28 protein-coding genes and 3 tRNA genes are annotated in these 23,439 nt (G+C 62.1%); all 31 read right to left on the bottom strand.

The features are described 5' to 3' along the window. Window positions 1-56: 56 nt before the first annotated feature. On the bottom strand, window positions 57-632 hold the full coding sequence (locus tag QA639_RS21680) for a hypothetical protein (RefSeq protein WP_283087357.1): 576 nt from the start codon (window positions 630-632) through the stop codon (window positions 57-59). A gap of 4 nt (window positions 633-636) precedes the next feature. Continuing rightward, window positions 637-2,163, bottom strand: a complete 1,527-nt coding sequence (locus QA639_RS21675; protein WP_283087356.1) for a pyocin knob domain-containing protein — start codon at window positions 2,161-2,163, stop codon at window positions 637-639. Between the two features lie 3 nt (window positions 2,164-2,166). Continuing rightward, a complete protein-coding gene (locus tag QA639_RS21670; protein WP_283087355.1) occupies window positions 2,167-2,358 on the bottom strand; it encodes a hypothetical protein in 192 nt (63 codons plus the stop codon). 12 nt (window positions 2,359-2,370) lie between these two features. Continuing rightward, window positions 2,371-4,638 (bottom strand): hypothetical protein, encoded by a 2,268-nt coding sequence (locus QA639_RS21665; RefSeq protein WP_283087354.1) that lies wholly within the window; start codon window positions 4,636-4,638, stop codon window positions 2,371-2,373. 76 nt (window positions 4,639-4,714) lie between these two features. Further along, complete coding sequence (locus tag QA639_RS21660) at window positions 4,715-5,908, bottom strand: phage tail protein I (RefSeq protein WP_283087353.1); 1,194 nt, start codon at window positions 5,906-5,908, stop codon at window positions 4,715-4,717. Between the two features lie 27 nt (window positions 5,909-5,935). Next, window positions 5,936-6,814 carry a baseplate assembly protein gene (locus QA639_RS21655; protein WP_283087352.1) on the bottom strand — a complete coding sequence of 293 codons (879 nt, stop codon included), beginning with the start codon at window positions 6,812-6,814 and terminating at the stop codon, window positions 5,936-5,938. 12 nt (window positions 6,815-6,826) lie between these two features. Next, window positions 6,827-7,183 carry a GPW/gp25 family protein gene (locus tag QA639_RS21650; RefSeq protein ID WP_283087351.1) on the bottom strand — a complete coding sequence of 119 codons (357 nt, stop codon included), beginning with the start codon at window positions 7,181-7,183 and terminating at the stop codon, window positions 6,827-6,829. Beyond that, window positions 7,167-7,397 (bottom strand): hypothetical protein, encoded by a 231-nt coding sequence (locus tag QA639_RS21645; RefSeq protein WP_283087350.1) that lies wholly within the window; start codon window positions 7,395-7,397, stop codon window positions 7,167-7,169. The genes QA639_RS21650 and QA639_RS21645 overlap by 17 nt, the downstream gene beginning before the upstream one ends. A 17-nt stretch (window positions 7,398-7,414) precedes the next feature. Further along, a complete protein-coding gene (locus tag QA639_RS21640; RefSeq protein ID WP_283087349.1) occupies window positions 7,415-8,788 on the bottom strand; it encodes a hypothetical protein in 1,374 nt (457 codons plus the stop codon). A gap of 35 nt (window positions 8,789-8,823) precedes the next feature. Beyond that, a complete protein-coding gene (locus QA639_RS21635; RefSeq protein WP_283087348.1) occupies window positions 8,824-9,408 on the bottom strand; it encodes a hypothetical protein in 585 nt (194 codons plus the stop codon). Next, a complete protein-coding gene (locus QA639_RS21630; RefSeq protein WP_283087347.1) occupies window positions 9,408-9,878 on the bottom strand; it encodes a phage virion morphogenesis family protein in 471 nt (156 codons plus the stop codon). The genes QA639_RS21635 and QA639_RS21630 overlap by 1 nt, the downstream gene beginning before the upstream one ends. Next, entirely contained in the window at window positions 9,878-10,306 is a 429-nt protein-coding gene (locus QA639_RS21625; protein WP_283087346.1) for a gp436 family protein, read from the bottom strand. Before QA639_RS21625 ends, QA639_RS21630 begins: the two co-directional genes overlap by 1 nt. 15 nt (window positions 10,307-10,321) lie before the next feature. Then, a complete protein-coding gene (locus QA639_RS21620) occupies window positions 10,322-10,657 on the bottom strand; it encodes a hypothetical protein (protein ID WP_283087345.1) in 336 nt (111 codons plus the stop codon). A gap of 92 nt (window positions 10,658-10,749) precedes the next feature. Next, window positions 10,750-11,730 (bottom strand): major capsid protein, encoded by a 981-nt coding sequence (locus tag QA639_RS21615; RefSeq protein ID WP_283087344.1) that lies wholly within the window; start codon window positions 11,728-11,730, stop codon window positions 10,750-10,752. Window positions 11,731-11,844: 114 nt separating this feature from the next. After that, on the bottom strand, window positions 11,845-12,756 hold the full coding sequence (locus QA639_RS21610; protein WP_283087343.1) for a hypothetical protein: 912 nt from the start codon (window positions 12,754-12,756) through the stop codon (window positions 11,845-11,847). A gap of 221 nt (window positions 12,757-12,977) precedes the next feature. Further along, window positions 12,978-13,053: transfer RNA gene (locus tag QA639_RS21605), tRNA-Asn, on the bottom strand. Window positions 13,054-13,305: 252 nt separating this feature from the next. After that, entirely contained in the window at window positions 13,306-13,590 is a 285-nt protein-coding gene (locus QA639_RS21600; RefSeq protein WP_283087342.1) for a hypothetical protein, read from the bottom strand. Between the two features lie 275 nt (window positions 13,591-13,865). After that, a complete protein-coding gene (locus tag QA639_RS21595; RefSeq protein WP_283087341.1) occupies window positions 13,866-14,159 on the bottom strand; it encodes a hypothetical protein in 294 nt (97 codons plus the stop codon). A gap of 38 nt (window positions 14,160-14,197) precedes the next feature. After that, on the bottom strand, window positions 14,198-15,799 hold the full coding sequence (locus tag QA639_RS21590) for a DUF4055 domain-containing protein (RefSeq protein WP_283087340.1): 1,602 nt from the start codon (window positions 15,797-15,799) through the stop codon (window positions 14,198-14,200). Between the two features lie 20 nt (window positions 15,800-15,819). Further along, complete coding sequence (gene terL / locus QA639_RS21585) at window positions 15,820-17,283, bottom strand: phage terminase large subunit (protein WP_283087339.1); 1,464 nt, start codon at window positions 17,281-17,283, stop codon at window positions 15,820-15,822. A gap of 209 nt (window positions 17,284-17,492) precedes the next feature. Next, window positions 17,493-17,714 (bottom strand): hypothetical protein, encoded by a 222-nt coding sequence (locus QA639_RS21580; protein WP_283087338.1) that lies wholly within the window; start codon window positions 17,712-17,714, stop codon window positions 17,493-17,495. Window positions 17,715-17,727: 13 nt separating this feature from the next. Continuing rightward, window positions 17,728-18,405, bottom strand: a complete 678-nt coding sequence (locus QA639_RS21575) for a P-loop NTPase family protein (protein WP_283087337.1) — start codon at window positions 18,403-18,405, stop codon at window positions 17,728-17,730. Window positions 18,406-18,607: 202 nt separating this feature from the next. After that, window positions 18,608-19,165, bottom strand: a complete 558-nt coding sequence (locus QA639_RS21570; RefSeq protein ID WP_283087336.1) for an AAA family ATPase — start codon at window positions 19,163-19,165, stop codon at window positions 18,608-18,610. 6 nt (window positions 19,166-19,171) lie between these two features. Continuing rightward, on the bottom strand, window positions 19,172-19,714 hold the full coding sequence (locus QA639_RS21565) for a hypothetical protein (RefSeq protein ID WP_283087335.1): 543 nt from the start codon (window positions 19,712-19,714) through the stop codon (window positions 19,172-19,174). Window positions 19,715-19,729: 15 nt separating this feature from the next. Beyond that, a complete protein-coding gene (locus QA639_RS21560) occupies window positions 19,730-19,942 on the bottom strand; it encodes a hypothetical protein (RefSeq protein ID WP_283087334.1) in 213 nt (70 codons plus the stop codon). Further along, the gene (locus QA639_RS21555) at window positions 19,942-20,271 is read right to left on the bottom strand and encodes a thioredoxin family protein (RefSeq protein ID WP_283087333.1); all 330 of its coding nucleotides are present in this window, start codon (window positions 20,269-20,271) and stop codon (window positions 19,942-19,944) included. Before QA639_RS21555 ends, QA639_RS21560 begins: the two co-directional genes overlap by 1 nt. Further along, window positions 20,268-20,684, bottom strand: coding sequence for a hypothetical protein (locus QA639_RS21550; protein WP_283087332.1), 417 nt, complete (start codon window positions 20,682-20,684; stop codon window positions 20,268-20,270). Before QA639_RS21550 ends, QA639_RS21555 begins: the two co-directional genes overlap by 4 nt. A 43-nt stretch (window positions 20,685-20,727) precedes the next feature. Beyond that, window positions 20,728-21,108, bottom strand: a complete 381-nt coding sequence (locus QA639_RS21545) for a hypothetical protein (protein ID WP_283087331.1) — start codon at window positions 21,106-21,108, stop codon at window positions 20,728-20,730. Next, entirely contained in the window at window positions 21,105-23,159 is a 2,055-nt protein-coding gene (locus tag QA639_RS21540; RefSeq protein WP_283087330.1) for a collagen-like domain-containing protein, read from the bottom strand. Before QA639_RS21540 ends, QA639_RS21545 begins: the two co-directional genes overlap by 4 nt. Window positions 23,160-23,178: 19 nt before the next feature. Continuing rightward, a tRNA-Trp gene (locus QA639_RS21535) sits at window positions 23,179-23,251 on the bottom strand. An 87-nt stretch (window positions 23,252-23,338) separates the two neighbouring features. Then, a tRNA-Glu gene (locus tag QA639_RS21530) sits at window positions 23,339-23,415 on the bottom strand. Window positions 23,416-23,439: the final 24 nt, after the last annotated feature.

Genomic DNA, 23,439 nt, shown 5'->3' with positions numbered 1-23,439 from the left:
GAAAAGGCCGCCCGGTGAGGAGCGGCCTGAAGAAGCGTTGGTGATAGGTTGTCGGCTTAGAGCGTCAGCGCCAAGTCGAAGAGCGCAGCCTTGTCGGCTTCCGTCTTTCCAACGGCAGCGACGCAGGCGACGAGCATCGGATTGTCCTCGACAAATTCCGTTGCGTAGTTCCAGTTGTCTTGGGTGTCCTGATCCTGGGTCTTGACCCAGTCCTCGACCTGCGTCCGCAGACCGATCTGGTTGAGAGCCAAGCGGATCTGACGCGGCGAAGCAGATCGGGCACGCGCGGGAAACTCCGATATCGTGCTCGCCGTCGCGTCGAATCTCTTCTGACCGAAATCCTTCTGCGGGTTAGTTCCGGTGTACCCGATCACTTCGATCAGTAGCTGGCTCAGCGGGAACACCTTCGTTGCGTCAACGTTCGCCGCCTGAAGTCGCCACGATCCGTCCGCTTCCTTGGTCGCGGTGATCTTGACGCTATCCGCAGCGAAGAGCGGGGTCTCGCCATACAGCGCGTCGTACCAATCCCGCCCGGTCTCGTCGCTTTTCGCGAACAAGATGCCGGGAGGCAGATCGGCCGGGTACGGATCGGGATCGTATTTCGTCCACGTCCCGTGGTTGATGATGTTCATGTCGTTAGACCACGTTGAAGTTGTACCAGCCACCAGAAGCGGTCTGATACTGAAGGTACCGATATCGGCCGGCGATATAGCCGCTGTTGGCGACTACGCCCGTAACAACCGCGGCGCCCGTGAAAGGCTCATCAAGCGCTCCACCCCAACCCGGACTCCAGTCGCCAGCGTAGACGGCTCTCATGCTGATCACCGGGTTGATGTTGCCCGAGTGCCAGATGTACCCAGCGCTACCGAGGTAATAGGACATGCCACCCTGGTACTGGAGATAGCCCGTGCTGCCAGAGTTGAGATAGACGACACCACCATAAGACCAGACGTTGCCGCCCGCGATGAGGTTAACGTTCGTCGTAACCGTGCCGGTGAACGTGTCGCCCGCCTTGTTGGCCGGCGTGTAGCCCAGGTTCGCCTGCGCACCGATGTTCGACCGCGCCTGTGCGGCGTTGTCGACGTCAGACAGGTTGTTGACGCCCAGCATGACCTTGCGCCACGGCGTCCAGATGTCATTCGCGAAGACGCGAATGTACATGTTGACAGCGGTGTTGGTGTCGAGCTGGATCGCGCGCTGCACACAGTAGTGAGCCGGGTTGTTGCCGTAGGACTCAACAGTCAGATACCAGTACGCTCCAGCGACAGGAGCGTTTGTTACGCCGGTCGGGCTCTCCGTGTAAAAAGAGCCCGGCGTCGTCAGCGTGTTCCAGTTCGCATTCGTAGCGATCGGCTGCGTCTGGAAAATGCCGATGTTCTTCCGTGCCTGATCCTGCTGAGCCGCGCTGATCCCCTGGGCCTTTCCGAAAGCAACGAAGGTCGCGTCGACCGTCACCTTCGAGTAGTAGAGCGAAGGATCCCAGGACTGGGCAGCCGCGGCATACGCCTGAGCAGTGTCCCGCGCCGCCAGCGTGTCATTCTTCATCAGGCTGACCGTCGTCCGATCTGCAGCCGTTGCAGCTGCATCGGCCGCCGTACTGGCCTTGTATTGAAGCGCCAGGTCTCGGGCTGCCTCGCACTTTGCGAGGGTGTCGAGGACTGCCTGCTGGATCGCGGTTCCGGTGTAGATTTCCCAGTCGATGAACGGGCCGGGATTACCGAAGATCGCTCGCGGACGCAGCGTCAGTTGGCCGGCGTCCCTGTCCCAGCTCATCACTTGGGCAAAGGCATAGTCGGTCTGGCTGCCCCTGCGGGCGATGGTGACGAACGGCGACGGAGCGAACAACTCGCGCTCCGCCAGATCGGGGATCGCGAACACCTGGGTGGTGTTCACGTCCAGAGTGATCTCGGAGTTGGAGTGCGCGAGCAAGAAGCCCTGCTCCGACACCAGCGCGATCTTATCGAGCGCTGGCGCCAGCACCAGATCCAGCCGATTGAGGGCGAGACCTTCGATGTAGGCGGTCAGACCGTCGATGGAATCGAGTTCGTCTTCGTTCGAAGAAACGCGGCGATCGATGTCATCGAAGCGCCGGTTCCAATAGTCGGGATCGCCGAGGTTGTCCCTCGGCTTTACCCGGTAAACTTGATCAAACCGGCGAGCCACGTCTTAGACCTCTTCGTAGCTGGTGACTGCATCGCCGTATTCGGCGATCAGCGAGCCCTTGACGACCACATCGCTTCCGGGACGTGCCCAGATCTTGGGAGCGATCTCGACCGCCCGAGAGAGCGTCAGGCGATAGCTCTTGTCCGGGCCGATGCTCGGAGCCGCCGGAGCGGCTCCGTTTTCGTTGTCTGCCATGAGGTGGATTCCTTACTTGGTGTAGAACGTCCGCTCGGCGACGTGGTACGTGACCTGCGGAGAGTTGGTCGTTCCGGTCTGCTGGATCGTGAACTGCGTGGTGCCGGCCGGGAGACTGAACGTGTAAGTCTTCTGGTAGCGCTTCGCGTCCTTGTCCTTCAGCACGGTGACGGTCGTGTCGGGGCTGTAGTCCGTCGCTCCGACTCGAACCTTGATGTCGTAGGTGTGCGGCGTCGGATCGAACATTTCGAGCAGGTTCACGAACGTCAGGTTGTGAGCAGCACTCGACATCGCCGGCACCGTCATCTTGGTCGAGACGTGCTTGAAGACCGTCTTCGGCCGCGAGACCGTGACGCGCGAGCCCGTCATGTGCAGGATCGGCATCATGTCCTGGGTGCCGATGAAGCGAGCCCTGAACTGAGCGAGCGGCGGAGCGACGGCGAGGACGCCGGAATTATCGGCGATCAGAGGCTGCCACTGGCCGGTGCCGTTCGGCCGCATCTCGTAGACGAGCTGACACGAACCCGGAACCCACTGTTCAGCCAGGATGTCGATATCCCGGAAGCCGCCGTCGAGGTTGATCGGAGCGAACTCGATTGCGACCTGAGCGGATGCGAACTGAGCACCGTAGACCTGGATCATCATGTCCTTGGTCAGATCGCCCATGTAGTAGATGCCGTCCGTCGAGTAGAAGAACGTGCCGTCCAGATAGTTCTGACCCGCGGTCATGCCGATCTGGTGGTTCGCGTTCGAGATGAACACGAGCGCGTACCGCTTACCCTTCGCGAGGAAGGTCGGCTGGATCTGGCACAGGTTCCAACCCGTGCCGATGCTCGCCTGCGGGTAGATCGTCTTCAAGCAGACCTTGTTGAGGTCCGGCTGACCGGCGGTCACTTCGCAGAGGGCGAGGTGGATGTCTTCGTTCGCGGCCTTGGCCGTGATGTAGAAGCCGAGCTGGGTCGCGATGATGTCGTTCGAGACCAGGAAGGTCTGAGCAACCTGAGCACCCGTGATGCTGAGGTTGTTGGTGACCTCGTACATGAACGGCTCTTCCCATGTGTCGATCCAGTAGTAGTCGGTGCGCGACCAGGCGTAGGGATGATCCCAGCTCGCCCCGTTGTTCTGGACCGTCGTGAACCCGGTGGTGTTGAAGTCGTACAGGTTGGTGGTGTCGACCGCATCACCCGGGGTGCTGAAGTTGTTGCCGTTGGTACAGACCGTGTAGCTGCCGCCATACCGCACGCGAGAGCGGGACATGTAGCCCACCTGCATCGAATGCGTCTGGTAGCCATACTGCGCGATGCCGAGCGACTGGGTGTAGGCGCCCGTCTGGATCTTCAGCACGTTGCTGTACTTCGGCATCAGGTAGCCGCCGACCAGCGAAGCGTTCGGGTCGTTCGCCGAGAACAGCGAAATCTCGAACTGGTTCTTGTTGGCGTCGTTGAAGCGGACGCCCTCCTCGACCTTCGCGTCGTAGCCGAGCAGCAGCGCGTTGTTGTAGTCCGACTTGTTCGGCATCAGGAAGAAGTCGGCGTCGAAGCCGGAGGCGTCGTCCGGATAGCGCAGGCTCTCCTTCACGCGCGCCAGATCGAGATACACGCGGGAAAGGTCTTCCTGGTCGGCCAGTCCCGTCACGCGGTTCGCGAGGTCGGCCAAGTCGGAGGCAAGCGAGGTCACTCGCGGCTCGATGATGGAGCGGAAGGTCTCCAGCAGATCGGTGCGGATATCCAGCGCGTCGGTCGAAACGACACCATTCTGGACCTGCATGTCGATCGAGATGATCTGCGTGGTGTCCAGCATGATGTGGGCGATCACGACGTGAGTCGCCGGCACCGCCGGAGGAACCGGGTCCGCAGCTTCAGCGCCGGCCGTGAAAACCAACTGAGCATCGCGGGACTCCGTCATGGACACTGCGCGCGGCTCGACCGTGCCGGTATCGACGTCGGTCAGGTAGTCGCGGGTCTCGATGTCGGTCTCCGCCGTCTGGCCATAAGCCGAGACGGTGACGATGCGGCGGGCCGCGGCGGCCACGTAGGTGGCCAGCGACTGCGTCAGGACGGCGCGGCGACCGTACACGGCGCCCATGTCGTAAACCCGACCCTGCCCGACCGTGACTTCGATCTGGCCCGTCTTGGTGACCATCATGCCCGAATACTTCCGGGATGCGCTGACGGCGTCATGCACGATGTTGTCCATCGCGGTCTGCACATAGTCCTGCAGGTTATTGTGGTCAGTCGCGACCTGCTCCTGATAGTCGCGGAAAGTAACTTTGCGGTCCATTGAGGGCCTCTTGTTGACGCACGAAAAAGCCCACTGTCCATGCGGACAATGGGCTCGGTGCTTTTGGTTGGAATGATCAGATGACGATCTTGTCGCCGGCCCAATGCGGAAGCCCGGCGATGAAACCCGGCTTGGTGTTGGTGTCGAGCAGGATCTGGTCAGACAGACGCTTGGCCGCGATCACCGCCTGCCGGTTCTTCAGCATCAGCCTGCCATCATGCGGCGTCCAGAAACGAGAGCGAGGAACGAAAGGCTCGTTGATCCGGGCCTTAAACCTGCTCCACTTCGTCTGCATCGCGACTTTCAACTCGGCCGTCTTCGGCTTGACGCCATAGCGTCCCACGCCCATGAACTGGATCGCAGGTCGCTTCGCCGGATACGGAACGTCCGCGTCGTAGACCGGGTAGCGCATGTAGAGACGGTATCCCGCCCGAGACGGGACGAAGTACCTGTTGAAGTTCACCCTGTTCGAGAAGACGGCGTGTCCGCCTTCGTGCCCTGGTTGGATGACCAGGTCAGGCTGCGATTGCACCGGCTCCAGCTGGGGGCTGACTGAGGTCCGCCAAGGCGCCTTCATGATCGGCTCGATCGACACGATCCGCTTGTAGGCGGTCGACGGGATCGGGAACTTGCGCTTCTGATTGAAGGGCGTATTGCAGAAGACCGAGTAAGGCAGCTGAGCCTTGATGAAGAGCCGGAAGTAGCTCCCGTAGTTCTCCACCCTGGTGTCAGTCTCTGTTCCGTTGACGACCCATCGAGCGCGACGAGCGGTTCGCTCTGCGGCGCCGTTGGGATACGGAAACTTGCCGTTCAGAAATCGAGAAGCCCGCTGGCCGCCCATGAACATGCGATAGTCCGCGGTGGCGTTCTCATATTCCTGCCAGGTTCGCACCTGCGGCAGCCTTTGCAGCCAGGCCTCGCGTTGCTCCTTGGTCAGCGAGGGACCAGAGAACAGCGTGCCGGGAGGCATCTGCGCGTCCAGAAGCTTACTGTCAACGAGGTCGAGGTAGGTCTCGATACCCATCAGCGTGCCCTTCAGGCGGTGATGCTTGATGGCGTTGGCAACGACGCTGCGCCGCTTGGTAAGCGGCCAGCTCGAGTCCCACAGGTCGACCGAAAGAGCCCATGCCAGGTAAGGCAGCAGGTTCTCCGGACATTCCCACGGGTTCCAGAGCAGCCGGATCGGGATGTTCAGTTCCAGGAGACGATCGACCTGGGAAGCTAGCGTCCGCTCGTATTCCGTCGCGTTCGGCGCCAGGATGTGATCCATCCGGCGCGTCGGATACGTCGCCATGCCTTACTCCTTCCTGAGCGGGAGCGGCGTGATCGCAGCGCTTTCGATGAGCGCGCATTGGTCGGTGTCGACCACGACGTTCTCTGCCGGCGAGATCAGTTCGACGGACTGGACGCCCTCTTGGTTGAGGGCTGAAATGATGGCGGACCTGGTGAGGTCTCGGCCGATCAGCGAAACGTTGTCGCGAACCTTCTGCAGAGACTTCCCGATGTCGGCCATGATCAGCGATGCATCCGGACCCGGGTACATCGTGATGTTTGCAATGATCTTCGTGCGGATTGGCCTGACCGGAACGACGCTGATCACGTCGGTGAGCGGTCGAATGCCCTTCGCATTGAGGCGGGCAGCGACCTTTAGGATGGTCGCATCGGTCGGCACCGGGTTGGTCCCGATGGCCATGACCGTGATTTTCACCCTGCCCTTGTCGTTGACCTTGACCGCGGTCGCGTCCCGGATCACTGCCGGGTCGGCAGTCAAGGCCTGGTAGATGTAAGCACCTTCGGAGCCGGCGGTCGAGTAAGCCTCGGGCGCGAGCTGGGCTCGGCGACGAAGGCTGTCGTCGGTCTCACCGACGGCGCGCTCGACGCCGAAAAAGGCGGCCAGATTTTCGAGGTCCGCCCCCTTTGAGAAGGCAAGCATGACAGCTCGGGCCGCGGAGTTGACGCGGGCACGCACCAGCATTTCGCCGTAGGCTTCCGCCTCCAGGATGATGTTGGTGGGCGACTGCTCAAGCTTCAGGGCGGCCGAGAGCTTGTCGTTCTTGGAGAGAACGTCGTCCTGATATCGCTTGAGCAGCGCTTCGAAGTCGATGGTCTCGATGACGTCGGGCGGAGGCAACCGCGCAAAGTCGATGTAAAGCGTGGGTGACTCGTAGTTCGGCATCAGGCCCTCGCCTTAGATTGTTGTTTTTGTTCGCTTGAGCTGCGCGTCGATCAGGTCAACGCCCTCAATGGTGATGGTGATGTCGCCGGTTGAGTCGAATGCGTCGATTGACACGCGGGACACCTTGAACTCCGGTTCGTAGGTGTTGATGGCGGAGATCGCCGCCATCATGCCGGTCATGAGGGTCTCCTCATTGCCCGGCTTGTCCTGCATGTTGATGAAGTTCGACCCCCACCACAGACGCATCAGACGAACGCCGATGCGCGTGGTGAGGATGGTCTCGATGGACTGCTTAATGCGTGCCCAGCCCTGAACGTATTCGCCCGTCTTCCGGTCGATATCGATCAGATGCTCAGTTGGCAGCGCCATCCGCGGGGGTCTCCGTCACGACAGCGCCGGCAGCCGGAGCGGCGGCGGTCTTCGCCTTCTTGGCGGGGGCGGCAGGAGCGGCCGGCTTGTCTTCGGCCTTCGACAGAGCGTGGCCGAGATACTTGGCCTGACCTTCCGTCAGGGTCACGACCTTGCCCACGGGCTGCTTGAGTCCCGCCAGCCAGATTTCCTTGTCGACGATGTATTGCGGCATTTTCTTCTTGTTCCTTGTCAGTTGATGTTCGCCCAGACCACGGTCGATGGTCCGGCGTCGGTCATCACGCGATTGGTTGCCGTTGCCTTAGGGCTTGGGACTCCGAGGTGGACCTTGCCGCCGACCACATGGACCCAGCGGCCATCCACGCCGCAGGAGCACTCGGAAGCGCCCTTCACCTCGACGTAGTCCTCTTGGATTGTGACCTTGGTCTTGTCCTTGCCTTGGCTCAGCGCGATGGCTGACCCGTCGAGCTTGATGTTCGCCTTGTCCTCGCCGAACGAGACGTTCAGGTCGTTCTCGGTCCACTTGATGACGGCGGTCTTGTCCTTGAACTGGATCTTGACTTGATCCTTGTCCATGACGACGTCGGCCTTGGCACCATCCTCGCCGTAGCGGAGATGGACCTTGTCCTCGTCCTGGCGGTAGAACGACTTCTTGTCGCCGACCGTCTTGACGATCTTTTCCTGGTCGGCCAGCACCTGCGTGGTGTCGGAGTGACCTTGCTCTTCGACCTGCGGGATCTTCCGCGAAGCCTGCTGCTTCTGCGCGCCGCCTTGCCCGTTTGCACCAGCGTCACCGCCGGGCGCCTGGAGGCTGCCGCCGGCAAGGACCGATTGGACGCTCTGGACGATGTTTCCGACAGAGGTCAGGTGCGTCAGGCCTTGCAGCTGCGCGAGCTGGCCCAGGTCGCCGAACTTTGAGAGGTTCGAGATGTTGATCAGGCTGCTCAGCTGACTGAAGTCGCCGATGTTGGCGAGGTTCATGTTGGCGAGGCCGCCGATGTTGCCGAGGTTGCCGATCGCGCTGGTGAAGTTCGACATGTCCAGCCCGTTGAGACCGGCCATTCCAGCGAGACCGCCGAGATCACCCAGGCCGTCCATGGACGCGCCCTTCTTCTGGATGATCAGGTGGTGCAGATTCTTCGCAACCCGCTGCCAGGTGCTGTATTTGTCGTTGCTGCCCTGCTGGCCGCTCTGCCCAGACGCGCCGCCGGCACCGCCGGTCGAACCGCCCTGCTGCCCGCTCTTCTGGTCCTCTTCGTCCTCGACCAGGTGGACGACTTCGTCCGGCTTGTCGTGGGGCGACGGGTTCTCCGGGCCGTAGTGGTAGGGCTCGACAGTGCCCAGCTCCATCATGCCGTTGACGCCGCGGAGCAGCGCGTGCTGGCCCTTCTTCGGAGGGACCGACGACTTGATCGAGCCGTGGGAGAAGCTCTTCCACGGCAGCCAGTCGCTCTTCACGGTGTCGCCGCGCTTGCCGCCCGAGCCGCTTGGCGTCTCGTCTTGCCCGTCGTTGAGCTTGACGTACCAGCGGTTCTTCTCGAACTTGACGTCGACGATCTTGCCGAGCCGCTCTTTGCCTTGGATCTTGCGTTCAAGATCCTGCATTCGCCGCTCCATAGCGTGTAGAGCGCGCATGGCGGTTAGTCCTCTGGGGTGATGTCCAGCGTCTCTTCGGAGTGGGCGCCGCTTGCCAGGTTGACCTGGCCGAGCGCCGTGACGCGGCTGCGGGGCACCTTGGTGATCTGTTGGCCGTTGAGGAAGAAGTACGAGCGCTCGTGCGACCGGTTGCGTCCGATCATCAAGTCGCTTGTCCACTCAACGATGCCGACGGCGATGCCTTCTCGTCGCAGCTCTGGCTGGCTGATGCGTTTGAAAACCACCTTGGTGGCAGGACCCGCGTTGGGGTCGCCGAAGGTGTTGAGGTTCGCCATGATGGCGACCTTCTCGACCAGGTCCCAAGCGTTCGCGTCTCCGTCCATCTGGACATAGCGGTTCTCGTCGATGATGACGACGACCACGCGGAGACAGGCGTTCAGCTCGCCGGTCGTATGATGTTCGGTCGGGACATTCATGACCGCGACGCGAGCGCAAGGCGTTTTCAGCGTCCAGTCTGCAATGTCCTTCTCATCGAAGAGACCGTCGTACCAGTCCACGCTCTGGAACTCAGGCGCGGCGGTCTTGATCGCTTCGATGATGCTGTTTCGGAAGTTGACGATCGCGCTCATTAGGTTGCCTTCAGGTGATCGCGGATCATCTTGCTGATGCGCCGCACGTTCTCAGCGGAGAAGCCCATAAACGGGCGAGCTGGCGAATGCGGCGTCGTCTTCTTCTTGTACTTGCCGCGGCTGTTCTTCACGCCGTCCTGCACGTACGAGCTATACGGAGCGTCGGAGACGATCTGGAAGCCGTGGTTGTCGACGTCGCCCGTGTGGATGCCGCCGACGAGCTTGCCGGTCGCATACAGCGGCCAGTCGGTACCCTTCAGCTTGATCGTAAGCGCCGCGAGGCCTGCCCACCGTTCACCGGTCGGGCTGGTCTGGGTCTTGTTGATGCGGTTCTGCGTCGAGCGGACCATGTATTCGGAGGCTTGCTGCCACACCGGCTCCATGTGCTCGGCGTCCTGCAGGAGCTTCGTGATCCGCTTGTTGAGCTGAGCGAAGCCCTCAGCATTCATCCTGACGCTGATTGAGGGCATTATGCCCTCGCGCAGTCGAACGACCCTCCGGAACGCTTGACGTTCGGGTTCGTCGTGGTGGTGGTGCCGTCAGGGTTGGTCGTGGTCTCCGGCGGCAAGCCGAGGCCAACCTTGCCGGTCGAAATCTTCTCAAGCAGCGCCAGTGCGTCTTCGTAGCGGACGCGCATTTCGTCCGTTCGGCCGCCGCGACCCAGGGCGATCTTGTAGACCGAGATGTCGATCGCGCAGTTCTTCACCACGCCGGGCGTGGGGACCAGCGGGATCGTATACTGGGCGGACAGGTAGGCGTCGCAAATCTCGTCGGCCGCCAAGAGCCCCTTGTCCACAACGAGGGGGTCTGGCGTGCCGTCACGGTCGTAGTCAGCGATCTTGACGAGGAGGTCCGTGCCGTAAAGCTCGTCGATGTCTTCCTTCGTCGCGTATCCCATGACTACTCCTGCCGATTACTCGGACTTCTTCTTGGTGGCCTTGCCGGCCTTCTTCTTCGGCGCAGCGGGCTTACCGTCCGTTTCGGCGGTCTCTTCGCTGTCAGCCTCGCCTTCGTCACCGGCTTCGTCGCCAGCTTCGTCCGCGGTCTCCGCGACCTGCTCCTCGATAGCCTCGGGGGCGGTCTCCGGCTCCACCGATTCGACAGGAGCATCGGGCTCCGTGGACTCGTCGGCGTTGCCGTGCAGATTGGCGAAGCGTGCAGCGCGCACTTCGTCCGTCACGAGCTTGCGGATGCGACGCTTGTAGTTCGCGGTCGCTTCACGGGTTCGGAACCCTTTTGCTCCAAGCATTCTTGATCTCCAGAGTCACAAAGGACCCTCCCCAGCTTCGAGAGCCAAGGAGGGTCTTGTGTTTCAGCTGTTAACCGTCTGAGGGCAGACGATTAGGCGGCCAGCTTGTGCTTGAACGCCACGATGCGGACGATCTTCGCGTCGTAGACGCGCTTCCAGTTCGCGACGTCGGCCAGCTCGCTGTTCGCGGGGGTCACGCCGGCCTGGTTCGCACCGAGCCACTTGATGCCGCGCGGATGCATGACCCACTGCCGGCGGTTGACGATGTACTCCTGGCCCATGCCCTTCAGAGCCTGGCGCTCGACCTCGACCGGGGTCTTGGGCGACTTCTCGCCGAAGCCGATCGCGCCGGGGCCGAAGATGTAGGTGGTGAACACGCGGTTCGCGCCCGCGCCGGACACCGGCATGCCGTCGTCGACGATCACGGTCTTGCCGAGATACGTCGGGATCGTCAGCTTGCCCTGGGAGTCGGGCACGAAGTCGATCAGGTCGGCCTTCACCATCGCCTTCAGGGTCAGCGAGTGGACGGCCACGGCGTTCAGACCGCCCTGCTCGTCGCCGAGCAAGAAGGCCGCGTCGATGAACGAGTCGGCGTCGAAGTTTTCGGCACCGCCGGTCAGACCGGAGATGTCATTGACGTTGGCCGCCATGTCGGTCGAGCCCATGGCGCCGGCCAGGGTCGAGAGCAGAGCGGTCTGCATGCGCTTGTTCCACCAGTCGGCGAAACGGTTGGCGATCGCGTCGATCGGGTCCGCGCCGGACAGGTCGGCCGCGAGATCGGTCGAGCCGAACGCCTTACCGCGCAGAAGCTTCACGGCCACGTCCTGGCCGGTCGTCATCTTGCTGACGGTCAGGTCGGTCGTGTCGTCGAGCACCTGCTCGGCGTCGGAGGCGTCGAGGTCGTTGAAGAACGGCATGTTGACCGTCTTGCCTTCGATCTCGGAGTCGATGACGCTCGACAGGTCGGTGATGATGCCCGACTGGAACAGCTCGGACTTCTGGGTCGACAGAACCTGGACGTACTTGTTGAACTTGGTCGGGACGATCATGTCCGCGAGACGGGTCTCAGTCATTTCTCACTCTTGAGTTTGACTGGCCTTTGCCCTCTTTGGGTGCAGCTTTTGCATTCATGCAAACGCCGGGCGCGAACGTCCCGGCGAGTGCGAATTGAATGAGCGTTTTGGGTGTTAGTCCGTGACGCCGGCTGCAGCCTTGAGCTGCTTGGCCAGTTCGGGTTTGGTGTTTTCCAGCACCATCTGCTGGGTGATGTTGCGCGTTTCCGCGGCCCAGGGGTTCACGACCCCGCCGGCCGGCGCTGCGCTGTTGCTGTTGGGGTTGGTCCCCAGACCGCGCTTCTCGTCGGGCTTGAAGAGAGCGGCGCGGCTTTCGCGGATCTCAGCAACGAGATCAGCGACGGTGAACGCGGTGCCCGCGTGGTCCTTGATGCGCGGGTTGCCGTTCTGGTCGATCACGTCGACCACGACATTCCCGTCCTTCATGGACGTGCGAACGTACTTGCTCACCAGGAGTTCGACGGCATCCCGCGCGTCGTCCAGTGGGTTGGCTTTTGCGACCTCGGACTTGATCTGGCTGTCGCCCATCAAAGTCTTCAGTTGCCCCGTCAGGCTGTTGTTCGCCGTCTCCAGGTTCTTGACCGTGGTGGTCAGCTCGGTCTCACGCACAGTCCACTGTGCCTGGAGCTGACCCTTGAGGGTCTCGACCTTGGTGTTGGCGATCTGCTCAGCCTCTTTCGTGGGATCGAGTGCAGACAGTCGTGCCGCCGTTTCGACCGCGGTGCGCGCGGCGTCCGGCGTGATGTCTCCGAAGGCGGTGACACGCTCGATCGCGGTGCGAGCCGCGGCGGCGTCGAGGCCTTCGTAGGGCTGCAGCTGCGACTTCAGCACGGCAACGTTGTTGCGTTCCGCACCGAGCGCCGTCTTCAGGCCCTGGGTGTTGTCGAGTTGGAAACCATCGATCGGCGTCACGTTCAGGAAGAACTTCCCGTCCTTCGCAACGTAATAGCCTCGGAGGCCCTCATCGAGTTCATTGAGATCAGTAACGACTGCTTTGAGCATATCCATCCCGGAAATGCGGGGCATCCCGCCCCTCGTGATAAAAGACCCCATGGCGTCCCGCCTTGAGGTCCGGTGATATCCCCCAGGAGCGGGGGAATCGGAGTTGCCGGCAGCGATCGTTCGGAGGCCGTCCCGGCGCTCCGTGGTGCGTTGCTGGCGAATTTCTGAAGGTTGGGCTGGCCTCGGCAGCGAGCTGCTGTACCGGCCTGCTACGAGGCCCAAGCCGGATCACCGGCACCCATGATTGGCTGGCAGGGCAGGTGTCGAACCTGCGACATCCTCGTTAACAGCGAGGCGCTCTACCGACTGAGCTACTTGCCAAGAATTTGTTCGGCGGCGGCGCGGGCGTGCGGCGCGCTCTTAGAGGTATCCCTGCCCGTCTTGTGCAGGATGCGAGCTGAGACCGCCGAAATCGCGCTCTACCGGAGGAACCCAGGAGCGCGCGAACCCGCGACGAAAAAGACCCGCCAGGTGGTTGACCCTGGCGGGCTAGAAGTCGGAGTGAGATTGGTGTGAGCGGGCGCCCATACGGTGCGCCTTTCGGTATCTCGCAGGCAGAGCCTAATCGAGCGCTCAGGCAGCCAGAGAAATTTCCTCCACGGGTGAGAAGTCCCGTTCGAAGGTCTCGGGCTTCTCGAACCCGATGGAGTTGTCTGCGTAGAAAACGACGATGTCGCCAGCGGCGCAGGACTGCACGCCAAACGGCGTGGCGTACGTCAGACCGCCCAAGCTGTTCATCTCCAGCTCACCCAGCATGATGCGGGACACCAGCCATTGCGGCGGCGTCTCGTCAGCGGCTTGGCCCCAAAGGGGCAAGCGGAAGGCTTGGACGAGGTTTTTGCTGAGGAAGAGCTGCACGGTCACTCCATTTGCATTCAAGCAAATCTATACCCACGATATGGGGGTTCTGTCAAGCCCCACCCCAACAAAATGCAAATGCCTACCGGCCGAAGATCATCCAGATCAGCCACAATGCAAACAGGGCTGGAACCGCCTTCCCGAGGAGGAAGGCCAGCCCGACGTTCCTGGCCATCCTGACATCTCCTGCGATCTGCTGAACATGTGGATCGCCAGCAGGAGTGCCGAGTACCTCCGGCCGCGTAAGGCTACCGGAGGGCATCGGCGGTTCGTCGTCAGGACTTAACGAGTACGGGGCCGGCAGGCCTTTCGCCCTCGCTTCGAGGTTCAGGATGTGCTGCCACTTCGCCAGCTTTTTGGCCATGCTTGACCTTCTTCTTGCCCTTGACCGTGAATTTGGGCTCGAAGCAGATCGGGCAGCAATAGTACTCGTCCCCGACCAGCTTATCGAACAGGACCACGGACTTCGGGATCATCCGGACAAGCTCGCGCACCAGCGTGCCCTGCTTCAATGAGCAGGGCTCGCAGAAATACTGCTCAGCTTTGAGTTCCAGAACGATGTCAGCCATGGGACGCGCCTGCTATCATGTGCGTTTGCACAGGTCAATCAGATTTGCTTTTTGGGGCGCGTCTGACCAGCAGGAAAGTTCGGGAGTGGCGGATTGGTTCCGCCCCCATTTGCAGGCGTGTTGCTGTTTGCAGCAGCCGGGTCCGGCTTGGCCGGGGCAGCATTAGGGTCGGCCGGCGCGGCGTTCGGGGCGGTCGCTCCGGCTGCCGTGAGGGCCTGGTCGATCGCGGCCAGCGAGGACAGCTCGGTCTGCAGGTTGAAGTCATCACCCAGCAGGTTTCGCTTGTAGACTTCCTTCAGCAGGGTCTCTCGCGAGATGCCGCGCTTCTCGTACAATGCGACGAGCTGCTTGACCTCTTCGATCCGGTCCTTGGTGTTCGAGAACTCCGTGTTGAGGATGGTCTGGACCTGGCTGTAGTCCTTGCCGGTCCACTGCCCCATGAAGAGGATGGCCTTCTCGATCGCATCCTGACAGTTGATCGCCATGTCGTGGACGACCGAGTGGACTCGCGTCTCCTGAATGTCGCGCTCGTTCTGCGGAACGTACTGACGGTGCGTGCCCGTGACCGGGTTCAGCGCCATCATGTCCATCTGCATTTCGAGCTTGTCGAGATCCTTGGCGCCGCTCTCGATCGCTGTGCCGCGGGGCTCAACATAATACCAGCGGCCATTGGCCTCCGGCGCGTAAAGCACCTTATAGGGGCCGATCGCGAACTGCTTCTCGTCATCCGGGTCGATCTGGACGCCGGAGCAGGCCAGCATCGGGAAGCGAGCTGCCGACAGAATCGACCGCTGATCCGAGCTGGAGATCCAGTGCTCGATCTGCTTGTAGGCGAGATCGATGAAGATCGGCCGCGCCAGGTAATCGGATTCCTTTTCGCCGGCATACATGGTGACGAAGGGGACCTCGGCCATGTTCTGCAGCGGGGTCTCTTGAATGAAGTCCCAGTTCGATCCGCCGGACGTCGCCTTCTGCTCCCAGAGCTGGACGATGCCGGACGTCTTGGTCGGGTCGATCTCGATCACCCGCATCTGGTTGTAGAGCACCTCCTTGAAGCCGTCGCGCTCGGCGCGCTGGCCGCGGATGCGGACGTGGACCGTCTTGGTGTCGCCGCCGACGTACATGTCGTAGGCCGCAGCCACGTCGTCGACCTTGTACATCTTCATGAAGGGTCGAGCGCCTGAGGCCTTCTGATCGGCCAGGCTCTTCATGTTGTAGGTGTCCGGGTGGTCGACCAGGATGTGACACATGCCGTCGAGCATGGCGTTGTTGAAGAACTGGTGAGCAAAGATGTGCAGGTGGTTGCCCTGCAAATCGATGTCCTGGGCCCACAGATCGAGGTCAGGATCGGTGTTCTGCAACTTCAGGAGGGTTCGGAAGGGCTTCGCCGAAGCTGCATCCACGGCCTCCCTGAGCTTGTTGAGAGCGAAGGTGGAAGCCAGGCGCGCGGCGTAGCGGGTGTCCGACTCCTTCTCGTACTGCGGAAGGAACGTGGCGCCCTGCGCCCGCATGGTCTCCGTGCCGCCATAGACGGCGCGGAGCATCGACGTGCGAGCCTGCATGGTCGTGGCTGCCGAAGACAGCTGACCGGGATTGCCCGCCTTGGGGGACGGGGTGTATTTGACTTGAGTGTCGGCCATTTCTGGGGGACGTCCTGACGTTACCAGTCAAGGATCGCGGCCTTGCGAGGACCGAGGAGTTCGTTGAAGGCGTCGGACGCTGCGTCCACCTGGTCATCATGGGTGCCAAGCGGGAACATTTCCAACTCATCGGTGAAGCACTCATTCCAGTGCGCTTTCACCATCTTCACGTTGCGACCTTCGCACTGCGCAGCGAACGCTGCGGCGCGGGTCTCCTTCGATCCTGTGGGGCGGATTGCCTTGATGCGATAGCCGGCGAGCCGGCGGATGAAATTCTGGGCCTGGCTCTTGCCGGCCTGGCCCGGGTCTTGCGGAATGACGATCTGGACCGAGTGCCCGTCGCTGCGCGCGGTGTCGAAGATCTTCTTCTCGACTTCGAGCGACGAGCCGCGGAAGCGGATCACGTTCTCGATGTAGAAGACGCCGTTCATGTCCTTCGACATGAGGACGCCGACCGTGTAGTCGCCGTCAGCTGTGGCGGCCAAATCCCACGCACGCACGCGGACGCGGCGGGCCGGCATCTCGCCGGGAGCCTCGAACCATGCGGCGCTGAACATGCCGCCGTCGTCGGCCATCGGCTGCTGCTGGTAGAGCGCAGCGAATGACCGCTCGCCGAGAACGTCCATGCGGTCGGTGAGAGCCGCGTAGGAGAACCGGTTCGGCGCCAGAGGCTCGTTCGGCTTACGCCCGAGAGCGTCGCCAGGGACCGAGCCGTCGTCGTTGACGATCACCTCTTCGGTGCCGTCCTCGCGCTTGACCTTCTTGGTGTAGGGCAGCGCCGGCAGGTACAGAATGTCCCACGGCAAGCCCTTGCCCGACTGCGCCAGGTCGACGAGCCGGCCGGCGATGTCGTCGTAGTGCCACCGCGTCAGGGTGAGGACGATTGCGGCGTCCTCTTCGAGACGGGTGTAAACGACGTCGCGGTACCAGTCCCACTGGTCCTGTCGGAACGAGGCGGAGTTGGCGTCCTTGCGGTCCTTGATCGGATCGTCGATCAGGAACAGGTTGGCGCCCTTACCGGTGGTGCCTGTGCCGACGCCGACGGCGAAGTACTTGCCGCCCTTCTCCAGCTCCCATTCGTCGGCAGCGCGGTTGTCGGTGCGGATCTTGGCGTCCGGGAAGAGCGTCTTGAACTCTTTGCCCTGGACGATGTTGCGGACGTCGCGACCGAAGGTCGTTGCGAAGTCGCCGTTGTAGGATGCCGAGATGACGTTCTTCTCGGGGTTCCTAGCCATGTACCAGGCGGGGAAGCGTCGAGTGGACAACTCCGACTTGCCGTGCCGCGGCGGAGCGAACAGCATCAGTCGCTTGATCTCGCCGCGCTCGACCGCTTCCAACTTCTGGGCAACCAGGTGGTGGAACGGGTCGGCGTAGTATTTGTGGAGCGTGTACTCGGTGAAATCGATGAGGTGCTCGCGGCCCCTCTTGCGACGCAGGAGTTCGGCCGCCGCCTCCTCGGGGGAGACGTCGATCAGGTTGTTCATGTTCTTCTTGATTTTGGGGACTGTCCCGCAGGAGCAGCCCGCGAGCTTGCGCTCGCCGTGCGCCGAAGCGCGAAAAAGAGGACCCCACGCCCTCTGGCCAAGAGGATCGTCCTGTTAATTCAGGACTTAGTGTTGCGGTCGATCGCCACCGGGTAACTTGCGCTTCCGGCTGCCGCGATCGATCCCGTCAGGGGTCTTGTTCTCTTTGATCAGTACTTGAAGCCCGGGGCCTGGATCTCCAGGTCGGCGATGTTCTCCGACCGCAGGACGATCTCGGCGAGCGCGGTCGGCGCACCAGACACGTAGGGGTCGCCGTAGAACTTCACGGTGCGGACATAGACGCCGTCCGTGCCGGCCACGATGTCGGACACGGTGATGAGGCGGGCGTCTTCCACCTGGAGCTTCTGGTGGACGAGAGTGATGGATGACATGGGCGTTCCTCGATTAGACGATGTGCAGCTTGGCTGCGTCGTACTGGGCGAACACGCCCTTCTCCCAGAAGCCGACCTTGCCGCGCATGGTGAAGGACTCGCCAGTCTTGGCGTAGCTGGCGAACGACGTGGCAGCCGCCTCGACGTACTCGGTGGCGCGCTCGTCGAGCTTCGGGATGTCGATCAGCGCGGTGCCGATCTTCAGGACGTCGGTCGACACGTTGAGACCGGCGAAGAACGCGGCGTCGTTCGTGTGGTTCTTGACGATGAAGTGACGCGAGCCGGTGAGGATCTTCGAGGCGCCCTCGATCTCGCTCAGCGACTGGACGGTGCTGCCGATGACGTGCATCACGGTCACGTTCATCTTGCCGTCCTCGACCATGGCCAGCAGACCGATTTCGCTGAGCAGGGTCAGCGTCGGGGTCAGCAGTCCGGCCTGGATGTCGATCACCGTCACCGGGCTGGCGGACAGGCCGTCGAACACCTTGATCTGACCATCCGAGCTGGACAGGTCGATCACTTCGGTCACGTCGGGATGGAAGCGCTTGAGGTTACCCTCGGGCATCTGCGTGTCGATCGCACGAGCATCGACGCCCTGGGCCTTGAAGTAGTCGAGCACGGTGCGCGCAACGACGGTCTTGCCGACGCCGCCCTTATCGGCGCCGACGATTACGAGGTGGGGAAGTCCCATCTTCATTTCCTTTTTGATTTGGGGCTGAACGACCGGCGGGTCGCTCGGTGATTGGGTCGGAGCGATCGGCGGGACCTCCCGCTTTGCTTCCGAGAAATTGCGCGCCTGCTGGAGGCTCATCTCCAAAAGCTCGCGCCGCTGCCGACGGATGCTCTCGGTGACGCCCAGAGCGCGACGTCGGTCGATAGCCATCGGTCACTCGCTATTGTGGGGAGCCGTATGTTCCGTACAGTTCCGGCAGAAGGCCCATGCCGGACATGGCATGCAGGACCGACCTGGCGGCGGTCTCGTCTCCCGTGATCGGGATCAAGCTCTCGCCGCGGAACACGTCATCGAGCAGGCGCTTGTCGATCGCCCTCGCCTCCTCCTCGGTCTGCTTGCGACCGTAGGGCTGGTAGGGCTTCACGCGCTCGATGATGAAGTTCAGGTTGTTGTAGCTGTCGAACAGGCTACGGGCTGACTGCTCCACCGCGTGGCGCTCGCGCTCTTCCGAGACGTAGGCGACGCCGAGCAACAGCGGAGAGTCGGTCACGATGAAGTCGACCTTGCCGACCAGGCGCCGCTGCCGGCGTTCCTGCTCGGCCGTGACGTAGAGCTGGCGCTTCAGATCGCTCCAGTTCTCGTCGTAGGTCAGCTCTTTGGCGAACTCCGTTACCAGTTCGCAGCGGACGTTGAGGAGCTTCAGCAGGAAGAACACACCTGCAGCGGTGGTGCTCTTGCCGGCTCCGGGGCCGCCGATGAGATTGATGACGAAGCTCATGTATCCTCAGTGAACGGATGCGGATTTCTTGCCCGGCGGCTGCCGCGGAGCTGCGGCCTGCCCCGCGATCTCGAGGAGCTGGTCCTCGGTCATCTCGTTTGCCGGCTTGGTGACGTTGAGGTTGGTGGTGTTCTCGTCCTTCTGGCCGAGGTAGTTCTTGCCGAGGAAGATCGCGGCGGGCGCATTCTTGTCGGCGAGCGCCAGCTGCTTGCGGCGCAGTGAGACCTTGGCGTGCATCAGGCCGTCGTCCCAGACCTCACGGGCGTCGGGGTATTCGCCGAGGAAGGTCGAGAAGGTCTTCTTGCAGACGCCAAGCACGGCGGCGGCCTCTTCCTGGGTGCAGAACAGCTTGCCCAGTTCGCCGAGCGTCCGGAGAGTGATCTCGTCCGGCTGCAGCTTCGTGTTGCGGCGCTTGATGGGTTCTCCGAGAACCTCGTCGAGGAAGGCGGTCTCCGCCTCATCTTTCTTGGCAGCAGCCTCTGCCGCAGCTCTGCGGGCAGCCGACTCCTCCTTCGTCGGGCGACCCCGACGACGTGGCGTGTCAGTCATTTGCTTTTCTTCTTGTTATTGGAGCGACGTGACGATGTCGTCCTCGTCAAGGTCACGCAGATCGAGGGTGACGTACATGCCGTCCGGGGGCATGACCATCCCGATGACGACGGCCTCCTCCGGATCATCCGTGTATTCGCCGAACCTGTCGTACAGGTCCGTGATCGCCACGATGAAGCCGCGGTCGTGGACGGCGACCCGGTTTTCCAGATCGAACCGGTAGCCCATCAGTCTCGCAGGCCGGGGAAAGCCAGGTCGACCCACTTCAGGATCTCCTGCTTCGGCGCAGCTCCCGTCTTCATGGAGGTGACGATGCCGTCCTTGACGGCCACGAGCGCCGGCACCTGGCCGACCTTGAAGCGCTGGGTGGCGGCGACGCAGTGCTCAACGTCGGCTTTGACGAAGGTGACCTTGCCGGCCAGATCCTTCTCGATCGCTTCCAGCATCGGGGTCATCGCCTTGCACGGCTGGCACCAGCGTGCCTCGAACTTGATGACGATGGGCCCCTTTGCGTTGAGAACGTCGGTGGGGAGCGAGCTGTCGGTTACGGATTTCATCGGGAGAAGATTTTCTTGAGTGAGGAGATGCCCGCCACACCGCAGATCGTCAGGACGATTTGTTCCTGCATGGTGTTATAGGGCGCGGGGAGCGCGGCGATCCGCCAGCTGCCGACTTCATGGCCGAGCAACGGGATGGAGTCGAAGACGACTGCCGCGACGTGGAAGAACAGGACCGCGAAGGCGACAGGCACCATCCAGGCAGTGAACCAGTGCTCCCGATCGTCCTTGCGCATTTCGGCCGCCATGCGGGCGACCTCGACCTTGTAGCGCAGCTCGGCAACGTTCAACTGAACGTCGCCGCCGACCGCGGTCTTGAACTTCTCCAGATCGGCGTCGGTCTTCTTGTTCAGCCAGTCCAGGAACGATGTCCCGAACTTCGGCAGAAGACCCATGATAATTGAGAACAGCATTGCGGTCCTTTGAAACGAAAAGGCCGCCCCGAAGGACGGCCGATTAGGTGATTGACGCTGCCAGTATGAAGAGCTGGTCCAGCTCCTCATCCGTTTTGCCAAGCGCCGACTTGCAGGCCAGGATCAGCGGATTGGTCCGCTCGATCTGGGTGGCGTAGTTCCAGCTATCCTGGACGGTGATGTCCTGACTGTTGACGTAGTCCTCGACCGCCTGACGCAAACCGATCTGGTAGAGCGCCAATCTGATCTGCCGAGGGGTCACGGACTGGGGCACTACCGGCGCAGCAAGGCGGGCATCCACCTCCGCCTGCGTCGGCTCCGTCTGCTCGGCGTCGAGCCATTCGAGGTCGGAAAGGGTTTCGCCACGGAGCACCCACTGCGCTCCGGGGCGAATGTCAGACAAGACTTGGGCGAGAGGCGTCATCGGCGCACCGTCATTACTGATACTGTTTTGTAGGTGAAAGTGCCTGTGCCAGAGCCGACCTGTCCCCACATCGAGAAGATCTGCGTCACGTCCGCAGACGCGGACGCGATGAGTGCGTAGGACGTGGTCATTGGCCGTGCGTAGCCTGCGGTATCTTGATGAAAATAGGCCTGCAGGCCGTAGGTGCCGGTGGTCGAGCCGGGCAGAAGGTACGTCAGAGCGCCCGCAACGTTGTTCTGCGCAGAGGACGTGACGGTGTGAATAAACGCTTCGTTAGCCCACATCAGAATGTAGCAGCGAACGGCTGCATCAAGCTCGACCGGAGTTCCAGACGTCGTTGAAACGCTGTTGGCCGAATACTGAGCGACGGTGACGCCGCTCTCATTGAACCAGGAGCGAACCCACCTCGTGTCGACCTGATCATAGAACTGGCTTGAGCTTCCGGTCATGACCATGCCGACGAGCGTGTGTGTTTCGCCGCCAGCGACAGCCATCACTTCAGTGCCGATGCTGGGCGCCGTCACGCTGGTGGTGTGTCCAGTCGTGCTGACAGTCAGTGTAACCGCGCCACCCACGACGGTGGCGTAGATGTATTGCTTCGTGCTTGCCAGGAAGTATGAGCTGGTCAGCGTGATGCCAGCCGCTGGGATCTGGTAGAGCTGACCGTTGATCTTGATCAGATTGCCGTTGAACGGGATCAGCTTGATCGTGGTTACATTGACATAGATCAGCTTGCACTGGCCGACCGCGGCTTGCGCCAACATGTCGAGCCAGACCGCTCCATTCCAGTACCGCATGGTCTTGCTCGCGGTGTTGAAATAGAAGTCGCCAGCGTCTTTCGCCGCGCCAAGAGGATCGGTCGCAGGGTCGCTCGCCTGAGCGCCGTAGTACTGCCCCCTCAAATTGTTGTAGGCACTCAGCGCGTTCGTGTAGCTCGCCTGCGCGTTTCCGGCAGAGGTGGATGCATTTGACGCCGAGGTCCCGGCCGCGGCTGCGCTGGCAGCGGCATTACCTTCGGAAGTCGCCGCACGCGAAGACGATGTGGCGGCTGCCGACGCGCTGTTGGCCGCATTGTTCTCCGATGCGGCAGCAGCCGTGGCGCTGTCCAAAGCGTTTATCGCATTGGTGGTCGACAGCGTGGCGCAGTCTGATGCAATCCCAGCCTGGGTTGTTGCGTTGGTCTCAGAGGTCTTGGCGTTCGCCTCGGACTTCCCCGCCGCAGTGGCGGACGCCGCGGCAGCAGCCGCAATCGCATTCGTGGTGGTGATCACCTGGTCGGTGGCGATCTTGTTGGTGAGAGCGGTAGCAGCGCTGGTTGCAGCCTCAGCGGCTTTGTCCACCGCGATCTGGCGATAGCTATCAGCAGCCGATTCCGAGGCAGCCGCCCTGTCAGCGGCGTCTCTCGCCGCAGCCGAGGAGGTGCTCGAACTTGCCGCGTTGGCGGCGGTCAGCTGCGCCAGCGACGGGTCGCCGGGATCGCCGGGCGGACCCTGCTCGCCTGCCGGACCACGCGGTCCAGCCTCACCTTTGGGCCCAGCCGGACCAGCTGGTCCTGCGGGGCCGCGGAACGGACCGATGTCGATCCAGGCGCTGTTCGACCACGCCCAACCGTGACTGGTGTCCTGCGTGAGGTAGACGTCGTTGCCATCAGCAGCTGCGGGCGGCAGATCATCGTACGTGGCGACGATGCCGGCGAGCTTGATGCCGCGACCGACGTCACCCTGCGGACCGCGCGCACCCTGCGTGCCAGCGGGACCGCGAACGCCTTGAGCGCCAGGATCGCCCTTGAAGCTCGGGAACAGGTCCCGCAGCTTGGTCAGCGACACCACCTTGCCGATGTTGTTGATCCAGATCTGGATCGAGACGTCATCCTCGCTCGGACCTTCCGGCACGCCGACAGGCGGCTGACCGTCGGCCAGCGCGATCTGCTTGTTGAGGAGGAAGTACTTGGCGCCTCCCGGCGTGAGGGTGACGATCGAGTTCACCTCGTAGAAAACAGTGCCGATGTTGATCCCGCTCAGCGAGATCACGCGATATCGCGACGTGCTCATCGTTTCTTCTTTTTGTTGTTGGCACCGGTGTAGGGAGTCGAACCCTCAGACCTTGGTTTTGGAGACCAGGCCACCGCCGCCGGCTCACCGATGCATGGAATGGTTTCCCCTCTCCGATTTCTTCAAGCGACGGATTGCCCAGTCGTCGGTACGCGGGGAGCGTGCGCCTTACGGCTTGATGGAGCTGCCAGGGGGCTTCGAACCCTCCGTTTGCGCAGTGAAAGTGCGTTGTCCTGGTCCACTAGACGATGGCAGCGATAGGTGTTCGGTCGGCGGGTTG

The organism is Bradyrhizobium pachyrhizi (assembly GCF_029714545.1).
GTDB classification, from domain to species: domain Bacteria; phylum Pseudomonadota; class Alphaproteobacteria; order Rhizobiales; family Xanthobacteraceae; genus Bradyrhizobium; species Bradyrhizobium pachyrhizi.
Note: the sequence above shows the minus strand (reverse complement) of the source record. Positions and strands in the feature narration are given on the sequence as shown.